The sequence below is a fragment of the Mycobacterium sp. H4Y genome (assembly GCF_000364405.1).
GTDB lineage: Bacteria > Actinomycetota > Actinomycetes > Mycobacteriales > Mycobacteriaceae > Mycobacterium > Mycobacterium intracellulare.
In genome coordinates this window covers 2,980,679-3,001,643 of record NZ_AKIG01000001.1, presented here as the reverse complement: position 1 = coordinate 3,001,643, position 20,965 = coordinate 2,980,679, and the positions used below count along the sequence as shown (strand labels likewise).

General features: G+C 70.3%; 18 protein-coding genes. 13 read left to right on the top strand and 5 right to left on the bottom strand.

Translation table 11 applies throughout. From position 1 onward, the window contains the following. Positions 1 to 33 precede the first annotated feature (33 nt). Positions 34 to 1,569, top strand: coding sequence for an AMP-binding protein (locus W7U_RS13170; protein WP_170320575.1), 1,536 nt, complete (start codon positions 34 to 36; stop codon positions 1,567 to 1,569). Next, positions 1,566 to 4,793 (top strand): carboxyl transferase domain-containing protein, encoded by a 3,228-nt coding sequence (locus tag W7U_RS13165; RefSeq protein ID WP_008258628.1) that lies wholly within the window; start codon positions 1,566 to 1,568, stop codon positions 4,791 to 4,793. The genes W7U_RS13170 and W7U_RS13165 overlap by 4 nt, the downstream gene beginning before the upstream one ends. Before the next feature lie 14 nt (positions 4,794 to 4,807). Here the strand turns inward: W7U_RS13165 and W7U_RS13160 are convergent, their stop codons facing one another. Beyond that, positions 4,808 to 5,122, bottom strand: a complete 315-nt coding sequence (locus W7U_RS13160) for a hypothetical protein (RefSeq protein ID WP_008258627.1) — start codon at positions 5,120 to 5,122, stop codon at positions 4,808 to 4,810. Positions 5,123 to 5,221: 99 nt separating this feature from the next. Here W7U_RS13160 and W7U_RS13155 point away from each other — a divergent pair, with 99 nt between their 5' ends. From W7U_RS13155 to W7U_RS13145, 3 genes are read left to right on the top strand one after another with little or no spacing between them, the layout of a single operon-like run. Beyond that, complete coding sequence (locus W7U_RS13155) at positions 5,222 to 6,004, top strand: SDR family oxidoreductase (protein WP_008258626.1); 783 nt, start codon at positions 5,222 to 5,224, stop codon at positions 6,002 to 6,004. Continuing rightward, positions 6,001 to 7,191 carry an acyl-CoA dehydrogenase family protein gene (locus tag W7U_RS13150; protein ID WP_008258625.1) on the top strand — a complete coding sequence of 397 codons (1,191 nt, stop codon included), beginning with the start codon at positions 6,001 to 6,003 and terminating at the stop codon, positions 7,189 to 7,191. Before W7U_RS13155 ends, W7U_RS13150 begins: the two co-directional genes overlap by 4 nt. Before the next feature lie 11 nt (positions 7,192 to 7,202). Then, entirely contained in the window at positions 7,203 to 8,300 is a 1,098-nt protein-coding gene (locus W7U_RS13145) for an acyl-CoA dehydrogenase family protein (RefSeq protein WP_014385401.1), read from the top strand. Positions 8,301 to 8,316: 16 nt separating this feature from the next. Here W7U_RS13145 and W7U_RS13140 read toward each other — a convergent pair whose 3' ends face one another. After that, the gene (locus tag W7U_RS13140) at positions 8,317 to 9,066 is read right to left on the bottom strand and encodes a dienelactone hydrolase family protein (protein WP_008258623.1); all 750 of its coding nucleotides are present in this window, start codon (positions 9,064 to 9,066) and stop codon (positions 8,317 to 8,319) included. Positions 9,067 to 9,164: 98 nt separating this feature from the next. Here W7U_RS13140 and W7U_RS13135 point away from each other — a divergent pair, with 98 nt between their 5' ends. From W7U_RS13135 to W7U_RS13105, 7 genes are all read left to right on the top strand, one after another. Then, entirely contained in the window at positions 9,165 to 9,965 is an 801-nt protein-coding gene (locus tag W7U_RS13135; RefSeq protein ID WP_008258622.1) for a thymidylate synthase, read from the top strand. A gap of 71 nt (positions 9,966 to 10,036) precedes the next feature. Then, complete coding sequence (locus tag W7U_RS13130) at positions 10,037 to 10,522, top strand: dihydrofolate reductase (RefSeq protein ID WP_008258621.1); 486 nt, start codon at positions 10,037 to 10,039, stop codon at positions 10,520 to 10,522. A 99-nt stretch (positions 10,523 to 10,621) separates the two neighbouring features. Then, on the top strand, positions 10,622 to 11,356 hold the full coding sequence (locus W7U_RS13125) for a cell division protein DivIVA (RefSeq protein WP_008258620.1): 735 nt from the start codon (positions 10,622 to 10,624) through the stop codon (positions 11,354 to 11,356). A 52-nt stretch (positions 11,357 to 11,408) separates the two neighbouring features. Beyond that, entirely contained in the window at positions 11,409 to 12,620 is a 1,212-nt protein-coding gene (locus W7U_RS13120; protein ID WP_036429071.1) for a crosslink repair DNA glycosylase YcaQ family protein, read from the top strand. Positions 12,621 to 12,669: 49 nt separating this feature from the next. Then, entirely contained in the window at positions 12,670 to 13,422 is a 753-nt protein-coding gene (thyX, locus tag W7U_RS13115) for an FAD-dependent thymidylate synthase (RefSeq protein WP_008258618.1), read from the top strand. 136 nt (positions 13,423 to 13,558) lie between these two features. Beyond that, positions 13,559 to 14,461 carry a 4-hydroxy-tetrahydrodipicolinate synthase gene (gene dapA, locus W7U_RS13110; RefSeq protein WP_008258617.1) on the top strand — a complete coding sequence of 301 codons (903 nt, stop codon included), beginning with the start codon at positions 13,559 to 13,561 and terminating at the stop codon, positions 14,459 to 14,461. Between the two features lie 19 nt (positions 14,462 to 14,480). Beyond that, on the top strand, positions 14,481 to 16,157 hold the full coding sequence (locus tag W7U_RS13105) for a ribonuclease J (protein ID WP_008258616.1): 1,677 nt from the start codon (positions 14,481 to 14,483) through the stop codon (positions 16,155 to 16,157). Positions 16,158 to 16,260: 103 nt separating this feature from the next. On the opposite strand, the gene W7U_RS13100 is transcribed toward W7U_RS13105, so the two are convergent. From W7U_RS13100 to W7U_RS13090, 3 genes are read right to left on the bottom strand one after another with little or no spacing between them, the layout of a single operon-like run. Further along, the gene (locus tag W7U_RS13100; RefSeq protein WP_008258615.1) at positions 16,261 to 17,133 is read right to left on the bottom strand and encodes an SAM-dependent methyltransferase; all 873 of its coding nucleotides are present in this window, start codon (positions 17,131 to 17,133) and stop codon (positions 16,261 to 16,263) included. 5 nt (positions 17,134 to 17,138) lie between these two features. Beyond that, complete coding sequence (locus tag W7U_RS13095) at positions 17,139 to 17,969, bottom strand: mycofactocin-coupled SDR family oxidoreductase (protein WP_008258614.1); 831 nt, start codon at positions 17,967 to 17,969, stop codon at positions 17,139 to 17,141. Beyond that, entirely contained in the window at positions 17,969 to 18,283 is a 315-nt protein-coding gene (locus W7U_RS13090) for a putative quinol monooxygenase (RefSeq protein WP_008258613.1), read from the bottom strand. Before W7U_RS13090 ends, W7U_RS13095 begins: the two co-directional genes overlap by 1 nt. A 168-nt stretch (positions 18,284 to 18,451) precedes the next feature. Here W7U_RS13090 and W7U_RS13085 point away from each other — a divergent pair, with 168 nt between their 5' ends. After that, positions 18,452 to 20,965 carry a DNA translocase FtsK gene (locus W7U_RS13085; RefSeq protein ID WP_193375007.1) on the top strand — a complete coding sequence of 838 codons (2,514 nt, stop codon included), beginning with the start codon at positions 18,452 to 18,454 and terminating at the stop codon, positions 20,963 to 20,965.

The window sequence follows — 20,965 nt, the reverse complement described above, 5'->3', positions numbered from 1 at the left end:
CACGATAGGACACCGGATAGTTAAGGACCGGGTATGCCTCCAGTGATCGAAATCGCGCGCGACCACAACCCGTTCCCGACGGTCGGCGTGTCCCGCGGCCGCGACGGCGTCCCGCGCTACGACGAGCTGCCCGCCACCCTGCTGGACATGCTCGCCGAACACGTCGACACACGTCCGGGCAGCGAGGCGGTGGTCGAGCTGGGCGGCGGCCGGCTGACGTACCGACAGCTCTGGGACCGCTCCGCGCGGGTGGCCGGTGGGCTGCGCGCGGAAGGCATCAAGCCGGGCGACCGGGTCGCGGTGCGGTACCCCGCGGGGATCGACTGGGTGCTCGCGTTCTGGGGCGTCGTGATGGCCGGCGGCATTGCGGTGGCGGTCAATACGCGCTCCGCTCAACCGGAGGTCGACTTCGTCCTGTCCGACTCGGGTGCGGGGCTCGATCTGGCGCCGGATTCCCCGCTGCCCGACGGGCCGCCGTACGTCAGCGAGCACCTCGGCCGCGCCGACGTGGCCGCCCTGTTCTACACGTCGGGCACCACCGGCCACCCCAAAGGGGTGCCGACCACGCACGAGGCGTTCCTGACCAACACCGAGAATTCGCTGCGGTGTTCGGGGTTCGCACGGGACGTCGGTGAGCGCTTGCGCACCCTCATCTCGGTGCCGCTGTTCCATGTGACCGGCTGCAATACCCAGCTTTTGGTCGCGATGCGGCTCGGGGGCACCTCGGTGATCATGCCTACCCTCAACCTTGACGAGTTGATCACCGTGCTGACCACCGAGCGCATCTCGCTGATGGTGACCGTCCCGGCGGTCTACGCGCTGTTGTTGCGGCACAAGGCCTTTGCCGGCACAGACGTTTCCGGTGTGCGCTGGGTGGGCTACGGCGGCGCGCCGATCGCCCCGTCGTTGGTGCGCGCGGTTCAAAATGCCTTTCCGCAAGCCACGGTGTTCAATGGGTACGGCATGACCGAGACCGCGTCGCTGGCGACGGTGCTGCCCCATCACGACGCCGTCGAGCACGCCGATTCGGTGGGATATGCCGTGCCCTCGGTGGATCTCGGCGTGATCCCGTTCGACGAGGACGAGCCGGGTGTGGGGGAGTTGGTCATCCGCGGAGCCAATGTGACCGGCGGCTACTGGAATCGGCCGGAGGCGAACGCAGCCACCTTCACCGACGGCTGGCTGCACACCGGCGACGTGGTGCGCGTCGACGACGCGGGCAGGGTGCACCTCATCGACCGGCTCAAGGACATCATCAACCGCGGGGGCGAGAACGTCTCCAGCGTCGAGGTCGAGGCCGTGCTGCTGGGGGCGCCCCACGTCGCGGACGCCTGCGTGCTCGGGGTCGCCGACGACGTCATGGGGGAGAAGGTGGGGGCCGTGCTGTTCGGCGGTGACGACGACATCGACGTGCCGGCCGTGCTGGAGCACTGCCGCGGCCGGCTCGCCGATTTCAAAGTGCCGCAATACGTCACGGTGGTCGATACCGCGCTGCCGCGCAACGCCGGCGGCAAGCTGCTCAAGGCCAGGCTCCGCGAACAGGTGCGGTGGGGGGAGCCGCTGCGATGAGCGCGAGCCTGTTGGTCGCCAACCGCGGCGAGATCGCACTGCGAATCATCCGCACCGCAACCGAACTGGGCATGCGGACGATCGCCGTCTACGCCGGCGACGACGCGCAGAGCCCGCACGTGCACGCGGCCGACGAGGCGATCGGGTTGCCCGGCAGCGGCCCGCGGGCCTACCTGGACCAGTCCGCCGTGTTGGCGGGGGCGAAGAGCTCCGGCGCGGACCTCATCCACCCCGGATACGGATTCCTCAGCGAGAACGCCGAATTCGCCGACGCGTGCGCGGCCGGCGGCCTCACGTTCGTCGGCCCCGACCCCGGGGTGCTCGGGTTGCTCGGCCACAAGACCGCGGCCCGCGGCGCCGCGCTGGCCGCCGGGGTGCCGGTGCTGCCCGCGACCGACGGGGCGAGCAGCGTCGGGGACGTCAAGGCGTTCTTCGCGGCGCAGCAGGGCGGCATCATGCTCAAGGCCCTCGCCGGCGGCGGCGGACGGGGAATGCGCAAGGTGCACCGCGCCAATCAGATCGACGACGCCTACCAGCGCTGTGCGGCCGAGGCGCAGCTGGGTTTCGGCGAACCGGCGCTGTACGCCGAGGCGCTGCTCGACGACGCCCGCCACATCGAGGTGCAGGTCGTCGCCGCGCCGGCCGGCCACCAGACGCACGCGCTGGCGGTCGGGGATCGCGACTGCAGCATCCAGCGCCGCTACCAGAAGCTGGTCGAAATAGCCCCCGCCCAAGGGCTTTCGGATGAGCTGCGCCGGGCGCTGCATCAGGCGGCGGTGCGGCTGTGCGCGCGCGTGGGCCTGCGGGGGCTGGCCACGGTCGAATTCCTGGTCACCGGCGAGGATTTCGTCTTCCTCGAAGTCAACCCGCGAATCCAGGTGGAGCACACCGTCACCGAGGAAACCACCGGACTCGACCTGGTGGCCGTCCAGCTGGCGATCGCCGGCGGCGCGTCCTTCTACGGGCTGGGGTTGCCGGCCGGCATCGCGTCCGACGGGCTCGAAGTCATCGGCGAGCCGGCCGCCCAGCGCGGCATCGCGATTCAGCTCAGGGTCAACGCGGAGACGTTCGGGCCCGACTTCTCCGTGCTGGCGTCGGCGGGCACGCTCACGGCGTTCACCCCGCCCAGCGGGCCGGGCGTGCGGGTCGACACCTATGGCCGGCCCGGGCTGGTCGTGAGCCCCCAGTACGACTCGCTGCTGGCCAAGGTCATCGTCCATGTGCGGGGGACGTCGTGGCCGGCGGCGCTACGCAAAGCCGGCACCGCCCTGTCCGAGTTCGGCATCGAGGGCATCCACACAAACATCGGATTCCTCCGCGAGCTGCTGCGCGCGGACCGCGTCGAATCCGGTTGGGTGAGCACCGATTTCGTCGACCAGAAACTTCGCGAGCTGGCCCGCGCCGCGCAATCACACGAGCAAGAACCGCCGCCGGCGGAGGTCGAGCTCTATCCCGACGAGGACGCGCTGCGCGCGCAGCTGGCCGGCACCGTGGTCGAGGTGGCGCCCGAGGGGGCGCAGTACGCCGCCGGAAGCCAACTGGTCGTCCTGGAGGCGATGAAGATGCAGCACGTGCTCGTCGCGCCGGACGCGCTGCGGACCGTCCGGACTCTGGTGACGCCCGGGCAGGTCGTCGGCACCGGCGACCCGCTGCTGATCTTCACCCGCACGGACGCGGGGGACCGCGGAGAATCCGCAAGGGCCGCAACCGATCTCGACCGGCCGCGCGCCGACCTCGACGAGGTGACGCGGCGCCACGCGCTCACCCTGGACGAGGGCCGTGCGGCGGCCGTCGCCAAGCGGCACCAGCAGGGCCGCCGCACCGCGCGGGAGAACATCGCCGATCTGGTCGATCCCGGCAGCTTCGTCGAATACGGCGCGTTGGCCATCGCGGCGCAGCGCAGCCGCCGTTCCGAAGAGGACCTGATCGCCAACACCCCGGCCGACGGCCTGGTGGCCGGCCTGGCGACCATCGGCGCGGAGCGGTTCGGGCGGGCCGCCGCCGAGGCCGTCGTGGTGTCCTACGACTACACCGTGCTGGCCGGCACGCAGGGCATGCGTAACCACGCCAAAACCGATCGCGCCTTCGACCTGGCCGCGCGCAAGCGGCTGCCCGTGGTGCTGTTCGCCGAGGGCGGCGGGGGGCGACCGGGCGACACCGACGTCGGCGGCGCTGCCGGGCTGGACGTGCCGACCTTCCGGATGCTGGCCGGGCTGCGCGGCGAGGTGCCGCTGGTGTCGATCGTGTCCGGCCGATGCTTTGCCGGCAACGCCGCCCTGGCCGGGGTCTGCGACGTGATCATCGCCACGCCGGACGCCAACATCGGGATGGGCGGGCCGGCGATGATCGAGGGCGGCGGGCTGGGCGTGTACCCGCCGGAGGCGATCGGGCCGATCGGTGTGCAGCGCCGCAACGGCGTGGTCGGCCTGGTCGCCCGGGACGAGGCGCACGCCGTGGCGCTGGCCAAGCAGTACCTGTCCTACTTTCAGGGCAGCCTGGGTGAGTGGGAAGCGCCCGACCCCCGGCTGGCCCGGCATGTGGTGCCGCAGAACCGGTTACGCGCCTACGACGTGCACCGGGCGATCGAGTCGATCGTCGACGTCGGATCGGTCCTTCAGCTGCGGGCAGACTACGGCGTGGGCATCGTCACCGCGCTGGTGCGCGTCGAAGGGGTGCCGTACGGGCTGATCGCCAACAGCACCCACCACCTAGGCGGCGCGATCGATGCCGAGGCGGCCGACAAGGCGGGCGACTTCCTGGCCCTGTGCGAATCGTTTGGGCTGCCGGTGATTTCGCTGTGCGATACCCCCGGCTTCATGGTGGGTCCTGACGCGGAGACCCAGGCGGCGGTGCGCCGCTTCGGCCGCATGTTCGTACTCGGCGCGCGGCTGACGGTGCCGCTGGGCATGATCATCTTGCGCAAGGCATACGGGCTCGGCGCGATGGCGATGGCCGGCGGCTCCTTCCGCGCGCCCCAGTTCACCATCGCCTGGCCGACCGGCGAGATCGGCGGCATGGGATTGGAAGGCGCTGTGCGCCTTGGCTACAGCAAGGAGCTGGCCGCGGTCGACGATCCCGCCGAACGGCAGAGTCTCTTCGATCGCCTCGTGGCCGCCGCCTACGAGCACGGCAAAGCGTTGCGGGCGGCCACCACGTTCGAGCTGGACGACGTGATAGACCCGTCAGCCTCCCGGGCCTGGATCACCAGGCTCTCGGGAGGCTGACCGGGTTTGAGCGATTATCCGTGGCCGGAGCCGCAGCCGACGCCGGGCAGGCAGCCGGTGCCGCCGGGCACTCCGCCGGGGCCGGCGAACTGGCCGCCGGAGCCGCAGCCCACACCCGGGACGCAGCCCTGACCACCGGGTCCGCCGCCGGGACCCTCGAACTGGCCTCCCGAGCCGCAGTTCCCGTTGGCGTCGCAGCCGCCACCGCCCGGATCCTGCTTGAAGGTGATGTGGGTCGGCGCTGGTCCGGCTACGGAAACGTCAGCAACGGCCGCGGGCGCGGCAGCGATAGCCGCAGCCACAGCCCCGGCGACAACCAGCGGTTTCATGAGTGTCAATTTCGATAGCATGCGCGTGGCATACCACCTCAACACATGTCCAAAACATCGCGAATAAGATTCGGTGGCAAACGACGGAAGGCCAACGACATGACCTCACAAGATCTGACCGGCCGTACCGCAATCATCACCGGCGCGTCACGTGGAATTGGCCTGTCGATCGCTCAACAGCTCGCGGCAGCGGGCGCCAACGTGGTGCTGACCGCGCGCAAGCAGGAGGCGGCCGACGAGGCCGCCGCGCAGGTCGGCGAGCGGGCCGTCGGCGTCGGGGCGCACGCGGTCGACGAGGAGGCCGCCCGGCGCTGCGTGGACATGACCCTCGAGCGCTTCGGCACCCTCGACATCCTGGTCAACAACGCCGGGACCAACCCCGCGTACGGCGCGCTGATCGACCAGGATCATGCCCGTTTCACCAAGATCTTCGACGTCAACCTGTGGGCTCCGCTGCTGTGGACCTCGCTCGCCGTCAAGTCGTGGATGGGTGAGCACGGCGGATCGATCGTCAACACGGCCTCCATCGGCGGCATGCACCAGTCGCCGGCGATGGGCATGTACAACGCCACCAAGGCGGCGCTGATCCACGTCACCAAGCAACTGGCGCTGGAACTTTCGCCGCGCGTGCGGGTCAACGCGATCTGCCCCGGGGTGGTGCGCACCCGGCTGGCCGAGGCGCTGTGGAAGGACCACGAGGATCCGCTGGCGTCGTCGATCGCGCTCGGGCGCATCGGCGAACCGATCGACGTGGCCGCGGCGGTCGCCTTCCTGGTCTCCGACGCGGCGAGCTGGATCACCGGCGAAACCATGGTCATCGACGGCGGTCTGCTGCTGGGCGCCGCGCAGGGATTCCGGTCCGCCCCCGGCGGCGGTCAATGAACGCCTTCGACGCGGCCGAGCTGGACGCGCGGGTGCAGGCACTGCTCGACGAGCACGATCCGAAGGACGGCGACGCGCGGGAATTCCTTGGCGCGCAATACGATGCGGGACTGGCCTGGGTGCACCTGCCGCGGGGCTTCGGCGGGCTGGATCTGCCGCGCACCGCTCAGGAGCGCGTCGACGCCCGGCTGGCCGCCGCCGGGGCGCCGGTGGGCGGCACCCCCAAGAACTACATCGGCATGGGCATGGCCGCGCCGACCATCGCGGCGTTCGGCACCGACGAACAGAAGCGAAAGTTCTTGCGCCCGTTGTTCACCGGTGAGCAGATCTACTGCCAGCTGTTCAGCGAGCCGGGTGCCGGATCCGACCTCGCCGGGGTGTCGACCCGCGCGGTCCGCGACGGCGACGAGTGGATTGTCAACGGGCAGAAGGTGTGGACGTCGCAGGCGCAGCACGCGCACATGGCCATCCTGGTCGCCCGCACCGATCCGGCCGTGCCCAAACACGCCGGCCTGACCTACTTTCTCTGCGACATGACGCAGCCCGGCGTCGAGATCCGGCCGCTGCGCCAGATCACCGGCGAGGCCGAGTTCAATGAGGTCTTCCTCACCGACGTCCGGGTGCCCGACGCGAACCGGCTGGGCCCGGAGGGTGGGGGCTGGCGGGTCGCGACCACCACGCTGAACAACGAACGGGTCGCCATCGGTTCCCGCGCCGGCGCGCCGCGCGAGGGCGGCCACATCGGCAAGGTCGCCGACGCCTGGCGCGCCGAGCCGGCCCTGCGCGACCCCGCCATGCACGATCAGCTGATGCGGTTGTGGGTGGAGGCGGAGGTCTTCCGGCTCGCCGGTGAACGGCTGCGGCAGCAGGCCGCCACCGGTCAGCCGGGGCCCGAGGGGGCCGGCATGAAGGTGGCGTTCGCCAAGCTGGCGCAAGCGATTTCGGGCTTCGAGATCGAGCTGCACGGCGAATCCGGCCTGTATTACGACGACTGGACCATGCGCCGGCCCGAGACGGTCGACCTGGTCGGCCGCGGGCCCGGCTACCGCTACCTGCGGGCGCGCGGCAACTCAATCGAGGGCGGCACGTCGGAAATCCTGCGCAACACCATCTCCGAGCGGATCCTCGGCCTGCCGGGTGAACACCGCGTCGACAAGGACGCCGCGTGGAAGGACCTGCCCCGATGAGCCCCCTTGCCGTGCTGACCGGGGACCTGCTCTATTCGGACACCGAAGAGGCGCTGCGGGCCGGCGTCCGTCAGCTCTTCGCCGAGCGTTGCCCGCCCGAATCGGTGGCCGGCGTGTATGACGCCCAACCCCAAGACTTCTCGGGCGTGTGGCGGACGCTGGCCACCGAATTGGGCGTGGCCGGCCTGCTCGTTCCCGAGTCGCTCGGCGGGGCCGGCGCAAGCGCCCGCGAGGCTGCGGTGGTCATGGAGGAGATCGGCCGGGCCGTTGCGCCGGTGCCGTTCTTGTCCAGCGCGGTCCTCGCCACGGTGGCACTGCTGCGCGCCGGGGACACCCGGACCGTCTCGGCGCTGGCCCAGGGCGAGCTGACGGCGGCGTTGGTGGTGCCGCTGACCACCGCGCCGGGCGACCCGGTCACCGGGGTCAGCGGCGGACCCGGCGGACTCAGCGGATCGGTCACCGCCGTGGCCGGCGCCGGCGAGGCCGACGTGCTGGTGGTGCCCGTCACCGGTCCGGACGGGCTCGAGCTGCACACCGTCGACCGCGCCGCGGCGGGCGTGCAGGTGTCGCCGCTGCTCGCGCTGGACATGACCAGACCCCTTGCCGCCGTGACGTTTTCGGGCGCGCCCTCCTCGAAGGTCGGCGCGGGCGACGGGCCGGTGGCCGATGCCGTCCTCACCGGGGCGGCCCTGCTCGCGTCCGAGCAACTCGGAGTCGCCCAATGGTGTTTCGACACCACGCTGGACTACGCCCGGCAGCGCCGGCAGTTCGGCCGCACGATCGGCTCCTACCAGGCGATCAAGCACCGGCTGGCCGACCTGTGGTTCGACGTCGGCGCCGCCGCGGCCGCGGCCCGCTACGCGGCCGACACCTGCGCCCGGGCCGACGACGACGCGGCCGCGGCGGCCGCCATCGCCCAGGCCTACTGCAGCGATATCGCCGTGCACGCCGCCGAGGAATGCATCCAACTGCACGGCGGCATCGGGATGACCTGGGAGTATCCCGCGCACCTCTACCTCAAGCGGGCCAAGAGCGACCAGCTGGCGTTCGGCACCGGCTACCGGCACCGCGCCCGGCTGGCCGAGTTGGTGAACCTGCCGCCGACCTGACGGCCCCGCGCAACCGTCAGCGCGGGAACGCCGCGGCGAACACCTCCGTCATCGCGTCCCAGTGCCGCTCGGCGGCCGCGGGGTCATACGGCGCGTTGTCCGGGACGGCGAACCCGTGGCCCGCCGAATACCACTCGATGGTGTGCTCGACGCCGGCCGCCGTCAGCGCCTTGTCGAGCTGTTCGGCGTGATCGGCGGTGAACGACGCGTCGTTCTGGGCGCCGCCCACGTACACCGTCGCGCTCATCCGGTCGGCCAGCAGGTGCGGGCTGTCGTCGGTGTCGGTCACCAGGCCGCCCCCGTGGAACGACGCCGCCGCGGCCACCCGGTCGGGCACCCGGCCGGCGACGATCAGCGACGTCCGCCCGCCCATGCAATAGCCGCACACGCCGAAGCGCTCGCCGGACACCTCGGGGCGCGCGGCCAGGTAGTCGAAGAACGCGGTGGCGTCGGCGGCCATCCGGTCCGGGGTGACGCTGCCGATCATCGAAAACAGGCGGCCCCGTTCTGACTGGTCGTTGAAGACGGTCGCCATGTCGAAGGGCGCCCAGTCGGCGGTGCGGTAGTAGACGTCCGGGAGCAGCACGGCATAGCCGAATCCGGCCAGCCTGGCGGCCATCTCCTCGAACGTGCCCCGCACGCCGCCGGCGTCGGGATACATGACCACGCCGGGCCACGGGACTTGGGATTCCGGACCGTCGGGCGTGAACAGGTGCACCGGGCAGGTGCCATCGGGGGTGGTGACGACGTCGGTGATATTCGGCATGGCACCCGTTCTACTCCGGTTGCCTAGACGCCCAAACATCGGCGTCGACCCGCCGCGCCCGGCTTCGCCGCGCTTGCGATCGCCGCTAAGCTGACCGCGTGCCAATCCCGACGCCCTACGAGGACCTGCTTCGACTGGTGCTCGACGAGGGAACGGCCAAATCCGATCGCACCGGCACCGGGACCCGAAGCCTGTTCGGCCGGCAGCTGCGCTACGACCTGTCGGCCGGCTTTCCGCTGCTCACCACCAAAAAGGTGCACCTCAAGTCGGTGGTGTATGAGTTGCTGTGGTTCCTGCGCGGCGATTCCAACGTCGGCTGGCTGCGCGAGCACGGGGTGACCATCTGGGACGAATGGGCAAGTGACACAGGCGATCTCGGGCCGATCTACGGCGTACAGTGGCGGTCCTGGCCGACGCCGTCGGGCGAGCACATCGACCAGATCAGCGCCGCCCTGGATTTGCTGCGCACCGACCCCAACTCGCGGCGCATCATCGTGTCCGCCTGGAACGTCGGCGAGATCCCCCAGATGGCGCTGCCGCCGTGTCACGCCTTCTTCCAGTTCTACGTGGCCGACGGCCGGCTGAGCTGCCAGCTCTACCAGCGCAGCGCCGACCTGTTCCTCGGCGTGCCATTCAACATCGCCAGCTACGCGCTACTGACGCACATGATGGCCGCCCAGTCCGGCCTGTCGGTCGGCGAGTTCGTGTGGACGGGCGGGGACTGCCACATCTACGACAACCACGTCGAGCAGGTGCGGCTGCAACTGAGCCGCGAGCCGCGGCCCTACCCGGAACTCGTTCTGGGCAAACGTGATTCGATCTTCGACTACACCTACGACGACGTCGTCGTGCGCAACTACGATCCGCACCCGGCCATCAAAGCCCCCGTCGCGGTATGACGCGCTCTACCGCCCGCGCCGGCGACGATGCAGAGCGAAGCGATGAGGAGGAGCGGCGCTCAACCACGGCTGTGGGCCTGGTGTGGGCCCAGTCGACCTCCGGCGTCATCGGGCGCGGTGGCGGCATCCCCTGGAACGTGCCGGAAGACCTCGCCCGGTTCAAAGAGGTGACGATCGGGCACACCGTGGTGATGGGCCGGCGGACCTGGGACTCGTTGCCGGCCAAGGTGCGGCCGCTACCCGGCCGGCGCAACGTCGTGCTGTCCCGCGAGGACGGCTTCGCCGCCGACGGGGCGCAGGTGGTCGGCTCACTGGACGCGGCCTTCGCCCGGGCCGAGGGGGAGCCCGCGGTCTGGGTGATCGGCGGCGGGCAGGTGTATCTGGCCGCGTTGCCGTACGCCACCCGGTGCGAGGTCACCGAGATCGAGCTCGACTTGCGCCGCGACGACGACGACGCGCTGGCGCCCGCCCTGGACGACACCTGGGTGGGCGAGACGGGGGAGTGGCAGGCCAGCCGCTCCGGGCTGCGGTACCGCTTCCACAGCTACCGTCGCTGAGCCTGCGCAGCCGCTCGCGCCCGGCCCCGACCTGACATACTCGGACTCGGGGTCGGTCGCAGGGTCTACCAGGAGTTTGGTGAGAAGGGGGAATTGGCAGTGATAACCGAACCCGTGAAGACGTTCTCGCGAAAGTTCATGGGCTACGACGCGTCCGCCGTCGATGCCCACATCGAAATGTTGACCACCAAGCAGCAGCTGCTGCTTGACGATGTCGAAAGCCTGCGGGCCCGGCTGCAGGAATCCGGCGAGCAAACCGCCGCGCTGCGCAAGGAGGTCGCCGCCCTCACCGACACGTCACCCTCTCCGCACGCGATGCAGAAGCGGATGGCGAAAATGCTGCAGCGCGCGGTCGACGAGGTCGCCGAGATGCAGGCCGAGGCGCGCGCCGAGGCGGACGCGCTGATCGCGGCGGCCGAGGCCGAGGCCGAAGCCGCCGAACGCAAGCGCGACGAAGTGCTCGCCGACATGGCCGCCCAGCAAAAGGCGCTGGAAGCCGAGTACGAACAGACCAAGGAAAAGCTCGACGCCGAACTGGCCGAGATGCGCGCCGAAACCCAGGCGGCGATCGACGAGGCGCGGCGAAACGCCGAGCGGGAGTGCGAGCGGCTCCTCGGTGACGCCAAGCAGGGGGCCGATCACTACCGTGACAAGGCACGGCGCGCGGTCGATGAGGCGACCGCGCAGCGGATCGAGATCCTCGAGCAGCTGATGGGCGTCTACCGCGACCTCGACGGCGTTCCGGCCGCACTCGAGGCGGCCTACCAAGAACAGAAGAACCCGTCCGAGGACGGCGCCCTGGCTCCGGTGGACGGCAAGGTCCGCGCGAGCTGAGCTCCCGCCAGCCCGCGCCGACGGGCCCCGACGGCGGGGTATTCTCGGCGCCGTGTCGACCCGCAGGCTATCCGCCGCTCAAGCCCGGCGGATAGCCGTTGCGGCCCAAGGATTTACCGAGCCTCGGCCCGGCGGGCAGATCACCCGGGCGCACCTGAAACGGCTGATGTCCAGAATCCAAGTGCTGCAACTGGATTCGGTCTCGGTGGCGGTGCGCGCCCATTACGCCCCGGTGTTCAGCCGGCTCGGCCCCTACGACCGTGACGTGCTCGACCGCGCGGCCTGGGGCCCGCGTTCGTCGCGGCTGCTGGCCGAGTACTGGGCGCACGAGGCCGCGCTGATGGCCGTCGAGGACTGGCCGCTGCTGCGCTGGCGGATGCGCCAGTACCGCCACGGCCGGTGGGGGACCCACATCGTCAAGGCCAATCCGCGGCTGGCCGAGAAGGTGGTCGCCGCCGTCGCCGAGCTCGGGCCCAGCACGGCCGGCCAGATCGAGGAGCATCTGGCCGCCGGGCCGCGCGGGCCACGCGGGAGCTGGTGGGGCAGCCGCAGCGACACCAAATGGGTGGCCGAGGCGCTGTTTTCGGCCGGGGTGCTCACCACGGCCACCCGGGTGGGCTTCGCCCGCCATTACGACCTGGTGGAACGGGTGCTGCCGGTCGCGGTGCTGGCCCGCGAGGTCGACGACGACGAGGCGCTCCGCGAACTGACCCTGCGGGCGGCCACCGCGCTGGGCGTGGGCACCGAGGCCGACATCCGCGACTATTTCCGGCTGTCCGCCGCGCAGGTCAAGCCCGCGATCGCCCAGTTGCTGGCCGCCGGTGACATCGAGCGGGTCGACGTCGACGGCTGGTCCGCCCCCGCCTACCTGCGTGCGGGCCGGACGGTGCCGCGCGCCGACCGCGGCACCGCGCTGCTGTGCCCGTTCGACCCGCTGATCTTCTTCCGGCCCCGGGTCGAGCGGCTCTTCGAATTCCATTACCGCATAGAGATTTACACGCCGGCCGCCAAACGGCAGTACGGCTATTACGTGTGGCCGCTGCTGATGGACGGGCGGTTGGTGGCGCGGGTCGACCTCAAGGCCGACCGGCCCGCCGACACGCTGCGTGTCGTCGGCACATTCGCCGAGCCCGACGCCCCCAAAGCCCGCGTGGCCGCCGCGCTGGCCGGCGAGCTTCGGTCCATGGCGTCCTGGCTGGGCCTGGGCGGGTTCAGCGTCTCCGGGCGGGGAGACCTGGCCGCCGACCTGCGGGCGATCAGCTGATGTGCGGCCTGCGACACCGATCCGCCCGGCACGCCTTAAGGTGAGCGCCGTGGCCGAGATCGCGCCGCTGCGCGTGCAACTGATCGCCAAGACCGAGTTCTTGGCGCCCCCGGACGTGCCGTGGAGCACCGACGCCGACGGCGGCCCCGCGCTGGTCGAGTTCGCCGGCCGGGCCTGCTACCAGAGCTGGTCGAAACCCAACCCCAAGACCGCGACCAACGCGGGCTACATCAAGCACATCATCGACGTCGGACACCTTTCGGTGCTCGAGCACGCGAGCGTGTCGTTCTACATCACCGGCCTGTCGCGCTCGTGCACCCACGAGCTGATCCGGCACCGGCACTTCTCCTACTCGCAGCTGTCGCAGCGCTACGTCCCCGAGACGGACTCGCACGTCGTCGTGCCGCCCGGCATGGAAGACGACCCCGAACTGCGGCAGATCCTGGCCGCGGCCGCCGACGCCAGCCGCGCCACCTACACCGAGCTGCTGGCCAAGCTGGAGGCGAAGTTCGCCGACCAGCCCAACGCCGTCCTGCGGCGCAAGCAGGCGCGCCAGGCCGCCCGCGCGGTGCTGCCCAACGCCACCGAAACCCGCATCGTCGTCACCGGCAACTACCGGGCGTGGCGCCACTTCATCGCCATGCGCGCCAGCGAGCACGCCGACGTAGAGATCCGGCGGCTGGCCATCGAATGCCTGCGTCAACTGGCGGGCGCGGCGCCGGCGGTGTTCGCCGACTTCGAGATCTCCGCCCTGGCCGACGGGACCGAGGTCGCGACCAGCCCGTTGGCGACCGAAGCCTGACCCGGCGCCCGTTTGCCCGAGCCCGCGGCCTTTTCCGCGCGCGTGCGCAGATGCCCGGCCGTATCGGCGTGTCGGCGTACCAACACGCACGCTCGCGGGTGCAAACCCCTTGCCGGCGCCAGGTAACCTGAACACCGTGAGCACGGCCGGATTCGACGCCCCAGCGCGGTTGGGAACCGTGCTGACCGCGATGGTCACACCGTTTCGCCCGGACGGCTCCCTCGACACCGCCACCGCCGCCCACCTGGCCAACCACCTGATCGACGCGGGTTGTGACGGGCTGGTGGTCTCCGGCACCACGGGCGAGTCGCCGACCACCACCGACGACGAGAAGCGGGAGCTGCTGCGCGTCGTGCTGGAGGCGGTGGGCGACCGGGCCCGCGTCATCGCCGGCGCGGGCACCTACGACACCGCGCACAGCGTCCGGCTGGCCAAGGCCTGCGCGGCCGAAGGCGCGCACGGGCTGCTGGTGGTCACGCCGTACTACTCGAAGCCGCCCCAGAGCGGGCTGATCGCGCATTTCACCACCGTCGCCGACGCGACCGCATTGCCGGTGGTGCTCTACGACATCCCGCCCCGCTCGGTGATCCCGATCCAGCCCGAGACCATCCGCGCGCTCGCGGCGCACCCGAACATCGTCGGGATCAAGGACGCCAAGGCCGACCTGCACAGCGGCGGCCAGATCATCGCCGAGACCGGGCTGGCCTACTACTCCGGCGACGACGCGCTGAACCTGCCGTGGCTGGCCATGGGCGCCACCGGCTTCATCAGCGTGATCTCCCACGTGGCGGCCAATCAACTTCGGGAAATGTTGTCCGCCTTCAACTCCGGGGATATCGCCACCGCCCGCAAGATCAACTCCACCGTCGCCCCGCTGTGCGACGCGATGGCCCGCCTGGGCGGGGTGACGTTGTCCAAGGCCGGCCTGCGCCTGCAGGGCATCGATGTCGGCGATCCCCGGCTGCCCCAAATGCCCGCTACGCCAGAGCAAATCGACGCCTTGGCCGCCGATATGCGCGCGGCGTCGGTGCTCAGGTGACCCAAGGAGCGTCCGAGAAGTGGATGTAGACCTCGCCCCGCCAGGCCCATTGGCCACTGGAGGGTTGCGGGTCACCGCGCTGGGCGGCATCAGCGAAATCGGCCGCAACATGACGGTTTTCGAACACCTGGGCCGGCTGTTGATCATCGACTGCGGGGTGATGTTCCCCACCCACGACGAGCCCGGGGTCGACCTGATCCTCCCGGACCTGCGCCACATCGAAGACCGGCTCGACGACATCGAGGCGCTGGTGCTCACCCACGCCCACGAGGACCACATCGGCGGCATTCCGTTTTTGCTCAAGCTGCGACCCGACATCCCGGTCGTCGGTTCGAGATTCACGCTCGCGCTGGTCGCCGCGAAGTGCCGCGAGCACCGCCTCAAGCCGGTGTTCGTCGAGGTGGCCGAGGGCCAGAAGAGCACCCACGGCGTGTTCGAATGCCAATACTTCGCCGTCAACCACTCCATCCCCGACGCGCTGGCGATCGCCGTGCACACCGGCGCGGGAACGGTTCTGCACACCGGCGACATCAAACTCGACCAGCTTCCGCTGGACGGCCGGCCGACCGACCTGCCCGGCATGTCCCGCCTCGGTGACGCCGGGGTGGACCTTTTCCTGTGCGATTCGACCAACGCCGAGCACCCCGGCGTCGGGCCGTCGGAAAGTGAGGTCGGTCCGACGCTGCACCGCCTTATCCGCGGCGCCGAGGGCCGCGTCATCGTGGCGTGCTTCGCCTCCAACGTGGACCGGGTCCAGCAAATCATCGACGCCGCAGTGGCATTGGGCCGACGGGTGTCATTCGTCGGCCGCTCCATGGTGCGCAACATGGGCATCGCCCGGGAGCTCGGCTTCCTGCGGGTGGCGGATTCCGACGTGATCGACATCGGCGCCGCCGAGATGATGCCGCCCGAGCGGGTCGTGCTGATCACCACCGGCACCCAGGGCGAACCGATGTCGGCGTTGTCGCGGATGTCGCGCGGCGAGCACCGCAGCATCACGCTGACCGCGGGTGACCTCGTGGTGCTGGCGTCGTCGCTGATCCCCGGCAACGAGGAGGCCGTCTACGGCGTCATCGACGAGCTCGCCAAGATCGGGGCCCGCGTCGTCACCAACGCCCAAGCGCGCGTCCACGTTTCGGGCCACGCCTACGCCGGCGAACTGTTGTTCCTGTACAACGGGATCCGGCCGCGCCACGTCATGCCCGTGCACGGGACGTGGCGGATGCTGCGCGCCAACTCCAAGCTGGCGGCCCGCACCGGCGTGCCGGAGGAGTCGATCCTGCTCGCCGAGAACGGGGTCAGCGTCGACCTGGTCGCGGGCAAGGCCGCGATCGCCGGGGCGGTGCCCGTCGGCAAGATGTTCGTCGACGGCCTGATCAACGGCGACGTCGGCGACATCACGCTGGGCGAAAGGCTCATCCTCTCATCGGGTTTCGTGGCGGTGACCGTCGTGGTCGCCCGCGGCACCGGACGCCCCGTGGTCCCACCGCACCTGCATTCGCGCGGCTTCTCCGAGGACCCCAAGGCGCTCGAGCCCGCCGTGCGCAGGGTCGAGGCGGAGCTGGAAGCGCTGGCGGCCGAGAACATCACCGACCCGAGCCGCATCGCCCAGGGTGTGCGGCGCACCGTCGGCAAGTGGGTCGGCGAAACCTACCGTCGCCAGCCGATGATCGTGCCGACCGTCATCGAGGTCTAGCGGCGATCGTCTCGACCCCTGATCCGCGAAACATAAACCAGTGCGGTGCTGACCGGCGTGTCGTCGTAATGGTTTAAGTGTCGCGAGCGACGCCCACCCAGATCTAGGTCTTCTCCGCGTAGGCCGACCACTCCAGTTGCGACGCCTTGAGTTTGCGACCCGTCGGTGCGACGTAGCGCTCGGCGAGCTCGTCGGGCCCGGCCTGCTCCACCAGCCGCCACCCGTACTCGCCGACGAACGCGGCGGCGTCGTGGGGTTGCAGGCCGAAATGCCACAGCTGCCGGCGCTGGCGCACGTTGCGGTACAGCGTGCGGGTGCCATACCGATTCGTGCCGTCGATGAAATCCCTACGGACGTAGGTGAACACCAAACGGCTGCCGGGTGCGGCCGCGCGCAGCCCCTCCAGCGTGCGGCGAACGGTGGCCTCGGTCAGGTATTGGGTGACGCCCTCGCAGATGAAGAAGACCCGGTAATCGGTGCGATAACCGTGCTCGGCCAGCGCGGTGAGCAGGTCGTCGTGCTCGAGGTTCAGCGCCACCAGCCGAACCGACAGCGGCGGCTCACCCAGCACCCGGCGGACCGTCTTGAATTTGCGGGCGATGTTGACCGGCAGGTCGACCTCGAACACCGGGATGCGAACCCGACGCGTCAGCAGATAGGCGCGGGTGTCCAGCCCCGCCCCCAGAATGACGACGGCGTCGATGTCGTCGAGCGACTCGGTGAGCTTGTCGGCGATAAAACGCTTGCGGCAGGCCAGATTCGCCCACAATCCGGGGCCGGTGAACTCCGAGCCGCGGATCATCAGGCGACGAACCGGCGCGAACCGCGTCGCGCCGACCAGCCACCGCAGCGGGGTGGGCAAGAACAGCTCGGCGAAATCGTCGTCCACCAGGCGGCGCCCGGGCGGCTCGTTCTGCTCGACGGCGGCCAACACCATGGGGCCGAACGCCGTCTGCGCTACCGGATTTCGAGCCATGGCCGCTACTTGTTCAGGAAGCCCGCGTCGACCGGCAACGTGACCCCCGTGATGTAGCGGGCCTGATCCGACACCAGCCAGGCCACCGCGTTGGCGACGTCCTCGACGTCCAGCACCTCCACCGGCATGGCGTTGCCCATGGCGCCGGGTGTGTCGGTCGCGGCGGCCATCTTGGCCAGCCACTCGCGGGTGAACTCGTTGTTGATCATCGGTGTCTCGACACCGGACGGATGAATGGAGTTGACCCGGATCATCTGCCCGGCAAGCAGATTCGCGTAAACCCGCATCAACCCGACGACCCCGTGCTTGGCGGCGGCGTAGCCCACCGAACCGGCGTCCGGGCTGCCGACGCCGGCCAGCCCGGCGCTCGAGCTGATCAGCACGATCGATCCGCCGGTGCCCTGCTTGACCATCGTGGGTATCGCGGCCTTGATCGTGTGGTACACGCCGGTGAGGTTGACGTCGATGACGTCGTGCCAGCCGTCGTCACCGGACTGCATGGGGGCGATCCCCGCGTTGGCCACCACGATGTCGAGGCGGCCGAACACGTCGAGCCCCGCTTGCAGTGCCGCCGACAGGGATTCGCGGTCGCGGACGTCGCCACGGGAGGCCACGATGCGCGCGCCGGTGTCCTCCACGAGCTTCACGGTGGCCGCCAGGTCCTCCGGCGTGGCCAGCGAGTAGGGGACGCTGGCGATCTGGTCGCACAGATCGACGGCGATGATGTCGGCGCCGTCGGCAGCCAGTCGCACGGCGTGTGCGCGCCCCTGGCCGCGCGCCGCGCCGGTGATGAACGCGACCTTGCCTTTGAGCGGGCCTTCCGACGACGGGGCCATCAGGGGCGCAACTGTCCTTTGGCCGGGTCGCCCGCCGAGATCGTCTGCAACATCTTGATGTCGGGGGCGCCGTCGAGGTGTTCGCCGGCCGCGCTGAACATCTTGCCGATCGCCGGGGCGGTGCTGTGCGCCTTGAGCGCCTCCTCGTCGGCCCACTGCTCGATGAAGACGAAGGTCTCGCCCGAGTGATGCAGCGAGTACAGCTGACAGCCCGGCTCGTCGTGCACCTCTTCGACCGCGCGGGTGAGGATGTCGCGAACGGTGTCGACCGATTCCGGTTTGACGGTCATGGTGGCGACGACGACAACGGGCATTGATGGCCTCCTGGGCGCTCCGGGACGGGTGACGAGCACGACTTCGCTCACCGAAATGTCACCCTACTCACGCGGCCGGGGAGCCGACCCGCCACATGCCGCACAAGCCGGGCGGTTACCAGTGTGGCGGGTGGTGTAGATGATGCCGTTGCGACTACCCTTGCCGTCATGCCCAGTAAGACCGCCGCCCGCTCCGCAAGCCGAACGAGCAGGTCAAAGGCCCCTTCGCGCGCGGGCGGATCCCGCGGCGCGCGACCAGCGGCGCCCCGCAGGAAGCCCAGCAAGCCCGCCCGCCGCCGGAATCGCTCACCGCTGGTCGGAATCGGGCTGACCTGTGGTCGCGCCCTGCGCGCCACCTGGTTGATGGCCGCGCGGGGGACCGGCGGCGCGGCCCGGTCGATCGGGCGGGCCCGCGACATCGACCCCGGCCACCGCCGCGACGGCATCGCGCTGCTGTTGCTGGGCTTTTCCGTGGTGGTCGCCGCGAGCTCGTGGTTCCACGCCGCCGGGCCGGTCGGGGCGTGGATCGACACCCTGGTGCGGACCTTCATCGGCGCCGGCGTGCTGGCACTGCCCGTCGTCACCGCCGCGGTGGGGGTGACCCTGATGCGGACGGAGCCCGACCCCGAGGTGCGGCCCCGGCTGATCCTGGGCGCCAGCCTGATCACCCTGTCGGTGCTCGGCCTGCGTCACCTGTGGTCGGGCTCGCCGGGCGACCCGGAGGCGCGCCGGCGCGCGGCGGGATTCATCGGCTTCGCCATCGGCGGGCCGCTCGCGGACGGGCTCACCCCGTGGATCGCGGCGCCGCTGCTGTTCATCGGCTTCATGTTCGGGCTGTTGCTGTTGACGGGCACCACGATCCGCGAGGTGCCCGTGGTGATGCGCAACCTGTTCCACACGCGGTTCGTCGACGAGGACTACGACGACGAGCCCTACGACTACGCCGACGAGTTCGACGACGCCGAACCCGACGATTACCCCGACGACGCCTCGAGCGAGCCGGCGCCGTGGTCGCCGGACGATGACGCCCAGGCCGCGCTGCAGGACGACATCCCCACGGTTCCCGAACCGGCGTTGCAACCCGGCTCAGAGCCCGGCGCGGCGCGGGGCCGCAAGCGCGGACGGTCGGCGGACAAGCAGGACACCATTGAGCTGGACCGGGTCGTCGAGGGCCCCTACGTGCTGCCGTCGCTGAGCCTGCTGGTGGCCGGGGACCCGCCCAAGAAGCGCAGCGCCGCCAACACCGTCATGGCCGACGCCATCACCGAGGTGCTGACCCAGTTCAAGGTCGACGCGGCGGTCACCGGCTGCACCCGCGGACCGACCGTCACCCGCTACGAGGTCGAGCTGGGCCCGGGCGTGAAGGTCGAGAAGATCACCGCCCTGCAGAAGAACATCGCGTATGCGGTGGCCACCGAAAGCGTGCGCATGCTGGCGCCCATCCCCGGCAAGTCCGCCGTCGGTATCGAGGTGCCCAACACCGACCGCGAAATGGTGCGGCTGGCCGACGTGCTCACCGCGCCGTCGACGCGGCGCGACCATCACCCGCTGGTGATCGGGCTGGGCAAGGACATCGAGGGCGACTTCATCTCGGCGAACCTGGCCAAGATGCCGCACCTGCTGGTCGCCGGCTCCACCGGATCCGGTAAGTCCAGCTTCGTCAACTCGATGCTGATCTCGCTGCTGGCCCGGGCCACCCCGGAAGAGGTCAGGATGATCCTGATCGACCCGAAGATGGTGGAACTCACGCCGTACGAGGGCATTCCGCACCTGATCACCCCGATCATCACCCAGCCCAAGAAGGCGGCGGCGGCGCTGGCATGGCTGGTCGAGGAGATGGAGCAGCGCTACCAGGACATGCAGGCGTCGCGGGTGCGCCACATCGACGACTTCAACGAGAAGGTCCGCTCCGGCGCCATCACCGCGCCGCTGGGCAGCCAGCGCGAATACCGGCCCTACCCGTACGTGGTCGCGATCGTCGACGAGCTGGCCGACCTGATGATGACCGCGCCCCGCGACGTCGAGGACGCCATCGTGCGGATCACCCAAAAGGCCCGGGCCGCAGGCATTCACCTGGTGCTGGCCACCCAGCGCCCGTCGGTGGACGTGGTCACCGGGCTGATCAAGACCAACGTGCCGTCACGGCTGGCGTTCGCCACGTCGTCGCTCACCGATTCCCGGGTGATCCTGGACCAGGCCGGAGCGGAGAAGCTGATCGGCATGGGCGACGGCCTGTTCCTGCCGATGGGCGCGGGCAAGCCGATCCGGTTGCAGGGCGCCTTCATCACCGACGAGGAGATCCAGGCCGTCGTCACCGCCTGCAAGGACCAGGCCGAACCCGAGTACACCGAGGGCGTCACCGCCGCCAAGCCCACCGGGGAACGCACCGACGTCGACCCGGACATCGGCGACGACATGGACGTGTTCCTGCAGGCCGTCGAGCTGGTGGTGTCCAGCCAGTTCGGCTCCACCTCGATGCTGCAGCGCAAGCTGCGCGTCGGCTTCGCCAAGGCCGGCCGGCTGATGGACCTGATGGAGACCCGCGGCATCGTCGGGCCGTCGGAGGGGTCCAAGGCGCGCGAGGTGCTGATCAAGCCCGACGAGCTGGCCGGGACGCTGGCGTTGATCCGGGGCGGCTCTGGAGGAGAGGCCGCCGACGGCGGCGACCCCGACCCCGACTAG